Genomic DNA, 9,010 nt, shown 5'->3' on the forward strand with positions numbered 1-9,010 from the left:
GGCCTGGCGCGCCAGGCCCCGGTCGCCGGCCACCGCCACCATCCGGGCGAGCCGCGGCGGCAGGGGCAGCGCCCGCAGGCGCCGGCCGGTCGGGGTCAGGCGCCCGTCCGCATCCAGCGCGTCGAGGTCGCGCAGCATCCCCCGCGCCTCCCTGAGGGCCGGCGCCGGGGGCGAATCGAGGAAGGCGAGGCTTGCCGGATCGGTGACGCCCCAGGCGGCGCAGTCGAGGACGAGGCCGGCCAGATCGGCCGACACGATCTCGGGCCGGGTGAAGGGCTCCAGGGCCTGGGTCCCGGCCTCCGACCAGAGCCGCCAGCAGATGCCCGGCTCGGTGCGGCCCGCCCGCCCGCGGCGCTGGTCGACGGAGGCGCGGGAGGCGCGCGCGGTGACGAGGCGGGTCAGGCCGAGGCCGGGCTCGTAGACCGGCACCCGCGCCAGCCCCGAATCCACCACGATCCGCACGCCCTGGATCGTCAGGGAGGTCTCGGCGATGCTGGTGGCGAGCACCACCTTGCGCCGGCCGGGTGCCACCGGCGACACGGCGCGGTCCTGCTCGGCCGGGGGGAGGGCGCCGTAGAGCGGCGCGATCTCGGTCTCCGGCCCGACGCGGTCGCCCAGGGCCTCGGCGACGCGGCGGATCTCGGCCTGCCCCGGCAGGAAGGCCAGCACGGAGCCGGGATCGGCCCGCAGCGCCCGCAGGATCGCGTCCCCCATCGCCTCCTCGATCCGCCGGTTCGGATCGCGCTCGGCATAGCGGGTCTCGACGGGGAAGGCGCGGCCTTGCGATTCCACCACGGGGGCGTCGTGGAGGAGGCCGGCCACGCGCGCGCCGTCGAGCGTCGCCGACATCACCAGGATGCGCAGGTCCTCCCGCAGCGCCCCCTGCGCATCGAGGGCGAGGGCGAGGCCGAGGTCGGCGTCGAGGGAGCGCTCGTGGAACTCGTCGAACAGCACGGCGCCGATGCCGCCGAGTTCCGGGTCGTCGAGGATCATGCGGGTGAACACCCCCTCGGTGACGACCTCGATCCGGGTGCGCCCGGAGATCCTGGAGCCCAGCCGCACGCGCAGGCCCACGGTCTCGCCGACCCGCTCGCCCAGGGTCGCGGCCATGCGCTCGGCGGCGGCCCGCGCCGCCAGGCGCCGCGGCTCCAGCAGGACGATCTTGCCCCCGGCCAGCCAGGCTTCACCGAGGAGGGCGAGGGGTACGCGGGTGGTCTTGCCCGCGCCCGGCGGCGCGACGAGCACGGCCGCGTTGCGAGCGGCCAGGGCCGCGCGCAGGTCCGGCAGCGCCGCTTCGATCGGCAGGGGAGGGGCGTTTGGCGGCTGGGCCATCGCCGCCGCTGATGGCGCGATCGTGCGGCGGTGGCAACCGGCAGCGGAAAGCCGGCTCCCAGGCCCTATGTCGGCAATGCGTTTTAATCCGCGGTCGACTTTAGTTTTTTCCCGGGATGGTTGCGATTTTTTATGTGGAACCTCAAGAGCCGCAAGGACTTATCGGCTCGAAGCGCAGTCGCGCAGCTTCGGAGATCTTCATTGATGACTCGTCTTGCTCTGACACTTGCGGCCGGGATGATGCTCGGCGGGTTCGGCCTGGGAGCCACCGCCGCTTCCGCCGCCCCCGCGATGCCGCAGGCCGGCATCGTGGCCGGAAGCACCGTGGACACGGTCGCGATGCACCATCGCCGCCATTACCGCTCCCATCACTCCACCCGCGGGGAGCGCCGGATGCGCCGCATGAACACCATGCGCCACGGCGATCCGAACGCCCGCAACCCGGAGCGTCCCGGCTACAAGCAGCAGCTCGGCAACACCACGGGCGGCCCGCGCTACTGAGGTCGATTCCGGTCCCGTCTCGTTCGGGGCCGACCCGGGAAGCAGGGGGTGGCGTGCGAGCGCCGCCCCCGTTGCGTTCGCCTCTCGATTCGGACTTTCTGCCGGGCGGTCCGCAAAGGGTGGTCCCTGTACGAAGGACGTGCGGATGTCATGTCCGCGTCGCGTCATCGGCGAACGGCGCCGATCAGTCGCGACGGTCGCGCGGTTGGCCCGCGGCCTCCAGGATGAGGTTCGCGATCTCCCGTGGATGCGAGATCAGCGACAGGTGGCTGGACTTCACTTCTATGGTCTTCGCGTTCATCCGCTTGGCCATGAAGCGCTCGAGATCGGGGTCGATCGTCCGGTCCTCGGTGGACACGGCGTAGAAGCTCGGCTTCGACCGCCAGGCGGCCTGGGTCGTCTTGCCCGAGAGCAAGGCCTTGCGGAATGGCTGCTGGACCGCGAACAACGCCCTCGCTCTTTCCACCGGCAGGTCGCCCGCGAAGTCCCTCAGGAAGGCCGCTTCGCTCAAGCGCCCCTCATCGCCGTCGAACACGATCCCGGCCGAGGCAGGCGGCGTCGGATAGGTCTTGGCCAGGGAGGTGTAGTCCTCACCGGCATCCGGCGCCCGGGCCGCGACATACACCAGTGCCGATACCTTCGGGTCCGCCCCGGCTTCGCTCACGATCATCCCGGAGAACGAATGCCCGACCAGCACGGTCGGACCCTCTTGCCGGGCCAGCACGCGCTGCGTGGAGGCGACCGCATCCTCCAGGGTGGTCAGGGGATTCTGCACGGAGGTGACGTTGAGGCCCGCCGCCTGCAACGCCGGGATCACCTCCAACCAGCACGACCCGTCGGCGAAGAGCCCGTGCACGAGCACGACGTTGCGTGCCCGCGGCAGATCCTGGCTGGACGCACCTCCCGGCAGCAGCGCTCCCACGGCAGTCGCGACGAGCGCGTGGTTCAGGTCCCGGCGGGTCATCATGGACGTGTGTCTCCGTTCAAGCGGGGCACGAAGCGCGCCTCGCCATTCGAGCGACCGCGAGGAGCGATTGCAATCAGGACCAGACATTTCGGGCCGGGTCGAATTCCAGACCGGGACACCCCTCGCCTTCTCCCCAGGCATGAGGCGGCAGCCGCCTGATTCGGCTGGCCGCTTCTGCTAGGAGGGCGGCATGGCCCGCTCCGCCGTCCGACACCAGCCGCACCCCGCCGCCGAACCGGCCTCCGAGGGCTCCGCACCGGCGGGCGCCACGCCGATGATGGCGCAGTACATCGAGATCAAGGCGGCCAACCCGGACTGCCTGCTGTTCTACCGGATGGGCGACTTCTACGAGCTGTTCTTCGCGGACGCGGAGACCGCCTCGCGGGCGCTCGGCATCGTCCTGACCAAGCGCGGCAAGCACGCGGGCGCCGACATCCCCATGTGCGGCGTGCCGGTGGAGCGGGCCGACGACTACCTCAGCCGCCTGATCGCGCTCGGCCACCGGGTCGCGGTCTGCGAGCAGGTCGAGGACCCGGCCGAGGCCAAGCGCAGGGGCCCGAAATCCGTGGTCCACCGGGCGGTGGTCCGCCTCGTCACCCCCGGCACCATCACCGAGGACCGGCTGCTCGATCCGGCCCGCGCCAACCTCCTGCTGGCGGTCGGCCGCCGCAAGCTCTCGGACTCCGCCTTCGCCTACGGGCTCGCGGCCATCGACATCTCCACCGGGCGCTTCGCCCTGAGCGAGGTGCCGGGGGCGGACCTGCCCGGCGCGATCGCCCGCCACGACCCGCGCGAGATCGTCCTCTCCGAGGCGATCCTCTCGGACCCGGCCCTGGCCCGTCTCTGGCAGGAGACCAGGGCCGCGGTGGTTCCCCTGGCGCAGGCGGAACTGGAGCCGGCCGCCGCCGAGCGGCGCATCCGCGAGCAGTTCGGCGTCTCGACGCTCGATGGCTTCGGCCAGTTCAGCCGGGCCGAGATCGCGGCGGCGGGCGCGGCCCTGCTCTACATCGCCCGCACCCAGATCGCCGCGCGGCCGCCCCTCTCGGTGCCGAGCCGGGAGGCGGGCGGGGCCACCCTCTCGATCGACGCCGCGACCCGCGCCAACCTCGAACTCACCCGCACCCTGTCCGGCGAGCGCGCCGGAAGCCTGCTGGAGGCCATCGACCGCACGGTCACGGCCAACGGGGCCCGGCTCCTGGCCGAACACCTGTCCGGGCCGCTCACCGACCTCGCGGCGATCGCGAGGCGGCACGCGGCTGTCGCCCGCCTCGTCGAGGACCAGGGCCTGCGGGGCGAAATCCGCGAGGCGCTGGCCCGCGCCCCCGACCTCGCGCGCGCCCTGTCGCGCACCGGCCTCGGCCGCGCCGGCCCCCGCGACCTCGCCGCGATCCGCGACGGGCTCGACGTGGCCGTGGCCTTGCGGGACCGGCTCGCACAGGCCGGCGACCTGCCGGAGGACCTGGCGCGGCTCGGCGACCACCTCGGCCGGGCCGATCCGGAGCTGGCCGCGACCCTGCGGGCGGCGCTTTCCGACGACCTGCCCCTGGCCCGGCGCGACGGCGGCTTCGTGCGCGCCGGCTTTCACCCCGAGATCGACGAGTCGCGCCTGCTCGGCCAGGATTCCCGCAAGGTCGTGGCCGCCCTCCAGGCCCGCTACGCCGAGGCGACCGGCTGCCGGACCCTGCGGATCAAGCACAACAACGTGCTCGGCTACTACATCGAGGTGCCGCAATCGGTGGGCGAGGCCTGCCTCAAGGGCCTGATGCAGGAATTCGTGCATCGCCAGACCATGGTGGACGCGATGCGTTTCACCAGCGTCGAACTCGGGGGGCTGGAGACAAAGATCTCGGGCGCGTCAGACCAGGTGCTGGCGCTCGAATCGGCGGTGTTCGAGGATCTGGCGGCCCGCATCCTCGCCCAGGCCGAGGCCGTCGCCGGCATCGCGGAGGCGCTGGCCGGCCTCGACGTGGCGGGAAGCCACGCGAGCCTCGCGGTCGAGCTCGACTGGCGCCGCCCGGAGGTGGACGAGTCCCTGAGCTTCGCGATCGCGGGCGGCCGCCATCCCGTGGTCGAGGCGGCCCTGCGGCGGGCGGGCGAGCCCTTCATCGCCAACGATTGCGACCTCTCCGGCGAGGGCAGGGGCCGCATCCGGCTCATCACCGGCCCGAACATGGGCGGCAAGTCCACCTTCCTGCGCCAGAACGCCCTGATCGTGGTGCTGGCGCAGATGGGCGCCTTCGTCCCGGCCGCATCGGCCCGGATCGGGCGCGTCGACCGCCTGTTCTCCCGCGTCGGGGCTGCCGACGACCTCGCCCGCGGGCAGTCGACCTTCATGGTCGAGATGGTCGAGACCGCCGCGATCCTCAACCAGGCGACGCGCCGCTCCCTGGTGATCCTGGACGAGATCGGCCGCGGCACCGCGACCTTCGACGGCCTCTCGATCGCCTGGGCCTGCCTGGAGCACCTGCACGAGGCCAACGCCTGCCGGGCCCTGTTCGCGACCCATTTCCACGAGCTGACGGCGCTCGGCCAGCGCCTGCCCCGCCTCGACAACGCGACCCTGAAGGTGGCCGAGCACCGCAACCAGGTGATCTTCCTGCACGAGGTCGTGCCGGGGGTGGCCGAGCGCAGCTACGGCCTCCAGGTCGCCCGCCTCGCCGGGCTCCCGGCCGGCGTGGTGGCGCGGGCCGGCGCGATCCTGAAAGGACTGGAGAAGGCGGAACGCGAGCGCCCCGGCCGGCCGCGCATCGACGACCTGCCCCTGTTCGCGAGCCTCGCGCCGCCCCCGCCGCCCGAGCCGGAGCCCGCAGCCGACGACGGCCTCGCCCGGATGCTCGACGCGATCGAACCCGATGCGATGACGCCGCGCGAGGCCCTGGAGGCCCTCTACCGGCTCAAGCGCGAGCGTTCCGGCGCCGGCTGATGCCGGGGTTCAATGAACCGGGGCGAGGAGGAACCCGTCCGGGGTGTCCTGCAGCGGCCTGCGGCCGGAGCGGCAGCCGGCCACGTAGTCCAGGGTGCTGGCCACGACCCGCTCGGAATAGGGCTTGGCGATCACCCCGAACGCCCCGGCGAAGTCCTCCGGGATGCGCTTGGCGTTGGCGGTCATGAACACCACGGTGGTGCGCGGGTCCGCGCTCAGCGCGCGGGCCACCTCGACGCCGGTCGGCCCGTCCACGAGGTGGATGTCCACCAGCGCCACGTCCGGCGCGGTGGAGAGCCCCATGGCGATGGCCTCGGCCGAGGTGCAGGCCACGCCGACGGTGACGTAGCCGAGGTCGTCCAGGAGGCATTCGAGTTCGAGGGCGATCAGCGCCTCGTCCTCGACCACGAGGATGCGCATGCCCGATCCCGCCGAGACCGCCTCGATCGTCATGTCGCCTCCCGGAGCGGCCGCGGCCGGGCCGACCTTTCGGTCGGCCCGCCTGCCTGCCGGGACAGGGTGCGTGATCCGGCCGGGATTCTCAATGCGTGGCCGAGAAGGGAATGTGAATCTCGACGCGGGTGCCCGGCGTCCCCTCGTGCCAGGCGATGGTGCCGCGCAGCTGGCGCACCACCATCTCCACGAGGTTGCGCCCGAAGCCGGCCGGGTTGGCGGGGCCGGCCGCGATGCCCACCCCGTCGTCGGCGATGCTCAGGTGCATCCCCGTCCCGTTGCGCCGGGCGGTGATCGAGACCCGGCCCACGCGCTCACCGGGGAAGGCGTGGCGCACGGCGTTGGTGGTGAGTTCGTGGATCATCAGGGCGAGCGGCGCGGCCATCGCGGCGGAGACGGCGATGGAGTCCACGTCCGCCTCCACGCGGGTGCGCTCGGGATCGAGGCCGGCATTGATGTCGGAGAGGAAGTCCGTGGTGAACTCGCCGAGGTCGAACCGGGTCACGTCGCCGGCCGAATAGAGCATGCGGTGCGCGGTGGAGAGGGCGCCGATGCGCTCGGCCATGCCCTGCAGGGCCTCGCGGGCCTCCCCCTCCGGGGTGCGCCGGGCCTTGAGCAGCATCAGGGAGGAGATCACCTGGAGGTTGTTCTTGACCCGGTGGTCGACCTCGTGGAGCAGGGCCGTCTTCTGTTCCAGGGCCGCCTGGAAGGCCGCGGTGCGCTCGCCGACCTCGCGCTCCAGGGCATCGTTCGTGCCCTTCATCGCCAGTTCGAGCCGGTGCTTCTCCGTCATGTCGGCCTGCGCCGCGAAGAAGTAGGCCGGCCGTCCCTCCGCGTCGCGGACGGGGGTGATCGTCATCGCGTTCCAGAACGGGGTGCCGTCCTTGCGGTAGTTCATCAGTTCGGTGGAGATCGGCTCCACCGCGGCGATGGCCCCGTGGATGCGCCGCACCTCGTCCGGGTCCGTGCCCGCGCCCTGGAGGAAGCGGCAGTTGCGGCCGATCAGTTCCTCGCGCGCATAGCCCGTGAGGTCGAGGAAGGCGTCGTTGACCCAGACGATCGGGTTGTCGGGCCGGCACGCGTCCGTGACCAGCATCGGCGACGGGCTCGCGTCGAAGGCACGGGCGAAGGTCGCTGGCGCCGGGCCGGGCTCGGGCTGGGAACTGCTCTGCGTCATCCTGCAACAGACTGGAGGCACCGTGCCCGCCCGAACCGCCTCGCGGCGGCGGACCCGGTATCGGCCGCCGGCCGCCCGGAGCGGTCAAGCTGGCGCCAAGCGAACAGGCGGTTCGTGCGGAGGTTCCCGCGGGTACGCGGTTTTCCACCGGCATTCTGTAGGAAACGCGTTAACCCTCCGTCGACCATGATTCCCACGGCCACGCTGGTGCGCGAGGCGGCTGCCGACTCCCCCGCCTTCGGGGGCGCAAGGCTGCCACGATTGCGTGGGATCAAGACGCGCGCAGGCTGAGGAGTTCCCAACGATGGCCGTCGAACCGGCAGGTGCGCCCAAGCGCCGCCTGCGCCCCCGCGACATCGTCGAGGACCCGCGCATCGTCCTGATGCTGGCACTCGGCTTCTCCTCGGGCCTGCCGCTGCTGCTGGTGCTCGGCACCTTCACCCTGCGGCTCGCCTTCTCCGACATCGACGTGAAGACGATCGGCCTGTTCAGCTACGTCGCGCTGCCCTACTCCCTCAAGTTCCTCTGGGCGCCGATGATCGACCGGACGGACATCCCGTTCCTCGCCCGGCGCCTGGGACGGCGCCGGGCCTGGATGGTGGGCACGCAAGGGGCGGTGGCCGCCTGCCTCACCCTGATGGCCTTCGCCGACCCGAAGACCAGCCTCGTGCTGCTGGGCTTCGGCGCCTTCCTCGTGGCCTTCTGCGCGGCGACGCAGGACGTGGTCATCGACGGCTGGCGCATCGACGCGGCCGGCACCGAGTTCCAGGGCATCCTGGCCGCCACCTCGAACCTCGGCTACCGCTTCGGCCTGATCACGGCCGGCGCCGGCGCCCTGTTCATCGCCTCGGCCGCGGGCTGGAGCGTAGCCTACCTCTCCATGGCCGGGCTGATGGCCATCGGCTTCGTCGCCGCCCTGTTCGCGCCGGCCTTCGACACCGCGCGGCCGAAGGCGGCTCCCGAAGAGACCGGCCGGACGCGCCTGTGGTCGGCGCGCCGCGCCGTGCTGGAGCCGCTGACCGAGCTGCACGGCCGGATGGGCCACGCCCTCTGGGGCATCCTCCTCCTCGTCGCCCTGTACCGGATGCCGGATTTCGTCTCCGGCGTGATGGCGAGCCCCCTCTACCGGCATCTCGGCTTCGACCTGAAGGAGATCGCCACCGTCACCAAGCTCTACGGGATCTGGGTCGGCATCGCCGGCGGCTTCGCGGGCGGCTGGGCCATGGCCCGGTTCGGCATGTTCCCGACCCTGCTCGCGGGCGCCTTCCTGGCGGCGGCCTCGCACCTGTCCTTCTCCTGGCTTTCCATGGGCGGCCCGGAGATCTGGCGCCTCGCGGTCGCGATCTCGATCGAGAACTTCTGCGGCTCCTTCGCCGGCATCGCGCTCATCGCCTACATGTCGAGCCTGACCACGCCCGGCTACGCGGCCACGCAATACGCCCTGTTCTCCTCGCTCTACGCCCTGCCGGGCAAGCTGGTGGCCGGCACCGCCGGCTTCATCGTCGCCGCCTTCGGCTACCCGGTGTTCTTCGCCATGACCTCGGCGGTGGGCATCCCCGTCGTGCTCCTGTGCCTGGCCGTGGGCCGGCGCCCGACGGCCAAGGCCGTGGACGAGGCGGCCTCAGGGCGGTTCCCTGCGGCCGCCTCGTCCACGGCC

Annotated in this window: 7 protein-coding genes; 3 read left to right on the forward strand and 4 right to left on the reverse strand. The window is 72.4% G+C overall.

The window, feature by feature from the left end; genetic code table 11:
* Nucleotides 1–1,332: ATP-dependent helicase HrpB (hrpB, locus tag COGEMETH_RS14130; protein ID WP_238183275.1), on the reverse strand; the 1,332-nt coding region annotated here is incomplete at its 3' end.
* Between the two features lie 204 nt (nucleotides 1,333–1,536).
* On the opposite strand from hrpB, the gene COGEMETH_RS14135 reads away from it, so the two are divergent.
* Nucleotides 1,537–1,833, forward strand: coding sequence for a hypothetical protein (locus COGEMETH_RS14135; RefSeq protein ID WP_238183276.1), 297 nt, complete (start codon nucleotides 1,537–1,539; stop codon nucleotides 1,831–1,833).
* A gap of 184 nt (nucleotides 1,834–2,017) precedes the next feature.
* Here COGEMETH_RS14135 and COGEMETH_RS14140 read toward each other — a convergent pair whose 3' ends face one another.
* Nucleotides 2,018–2,800: an alpha/beta fold hydrolase gene (locus COGEMETH_RS14140; protein WP_238183277.1), complete on the reverse strand. Its 783-nt coding sequence runs from the start codon at nucleotides 2,798–2,800 to the stop codon at nucleotides 2,018–2,020.
* A gap of 190 nt (nucleotides 2,801–2,990) precedes the next feature.
* On the opposite strand from COGEMETH_RS14140, the gene mutS reads away from it, so the two are divergent.
* Nucleotides 2,991–5,723, forward strand: coding sequence for a DNA mismatch repair protein MutS (gene mutS / locus COGEMETH_RS14145; RefSeq protein WP_373875369.1), 2,733 nt, complete (start codon nucleotides 2,991–2,993; stop codon nucleotides 5,721–5,723).
* Between the two features lie 9 nt (nucleotides 5,724–5,732).
* On the opposite strand, the gene COGEMETH_RS14150 is transcribed toward mutS, so the two are convergent.
* Nucleotides 5,733–6,176, reverse strand: a complete 444-nt coding sequence (locus tag COGEMETH_RS14150) for a response regulator (RefSeq protein ID WP_238183278.1) — start codon at nucleotides 6,174–6,176, stop codon at nucleotides 5,733–5,735.
* 88 nt (nucleotides 6,177–6,264) lie between these two features.
* The gene (locus COGEMETH_RS14155) at nucleotides 6,265–7,353 is read right to left on the reverse strand and encodes a PAS domain-containing protein (protein WP_238183279.1); all 1,089 of its coding nucleotides are present in this window, start codon (nucleotides 7,351–7,353) and stop codon (nucleotides 6,265–6,267) included.
* Between the two features lie 304 nt (nucleotides 7,354–7,657).
* Here COGEMETH_RS14155 and COGEMETH_RS14160 point away from each other — a divergent pair.
* Nucleotides 7,658–9,010, forward strand: a 1,353-nt coding sequence (locus tag COGEMETH_RS14160; protein ID WP_238183280.1) for an AmpG family muropeptide MFS transporter, incomplete at its 3' end; no start/stop codon positions are given.

Origin of the sequence: Methylobacterium trifolii, from assembly GCF_022179685.1 — a bacterium.
Lineage (GTDB): Bacteria > Pseudomonadota > Alphaproteobacteria > Rhizobiales > Beijerinckiaceae > Methylobacterium > Methylobacterium trifolii.

What these genes read in the sequence shown, in the direction of transcription:
- COGEMETH_RS14150 (WP_238183278.1), bottom strand. Translation starts at nt 6,176, where the DNA reads ATGACGATCGAGGCGGTCTCGGCGGGATCGGGCATGCGCATCCTCGTG.
- COGEMETH_RS14140 (WP_238183277.1), bottom strand. Translation starts at nt 2,800, where the DNA reads ATGATGACCCGCCGGGACCTGAACCACGCGCTCGTCGCGACTGCCGTG.
- COGEMETH_RS14155 (WP_238183279.1), bottom strand. Translation starts at nt 7,353, where the DNA reads ATGACGCAGAGCAGTTCCCAGCCCGAGCCCGGCCCGGCGCCAGCGACC.
- COGEMETH_RS14135 (WP_238183276.1), top strand. Translation starts at nt 1,537, where the DNA reads ATGACTCGTCTTGCTCTGACACTTGCGGCCGGGATGATGCTCGGCGGG.
- mutS (WP_373875369.1), top strand. Translation starts at nt 2,991, where the DNA reads ATGGCCCGCTCCGCCGTCCGACACCAGCCGCACCCCGCCGCCGAACCG.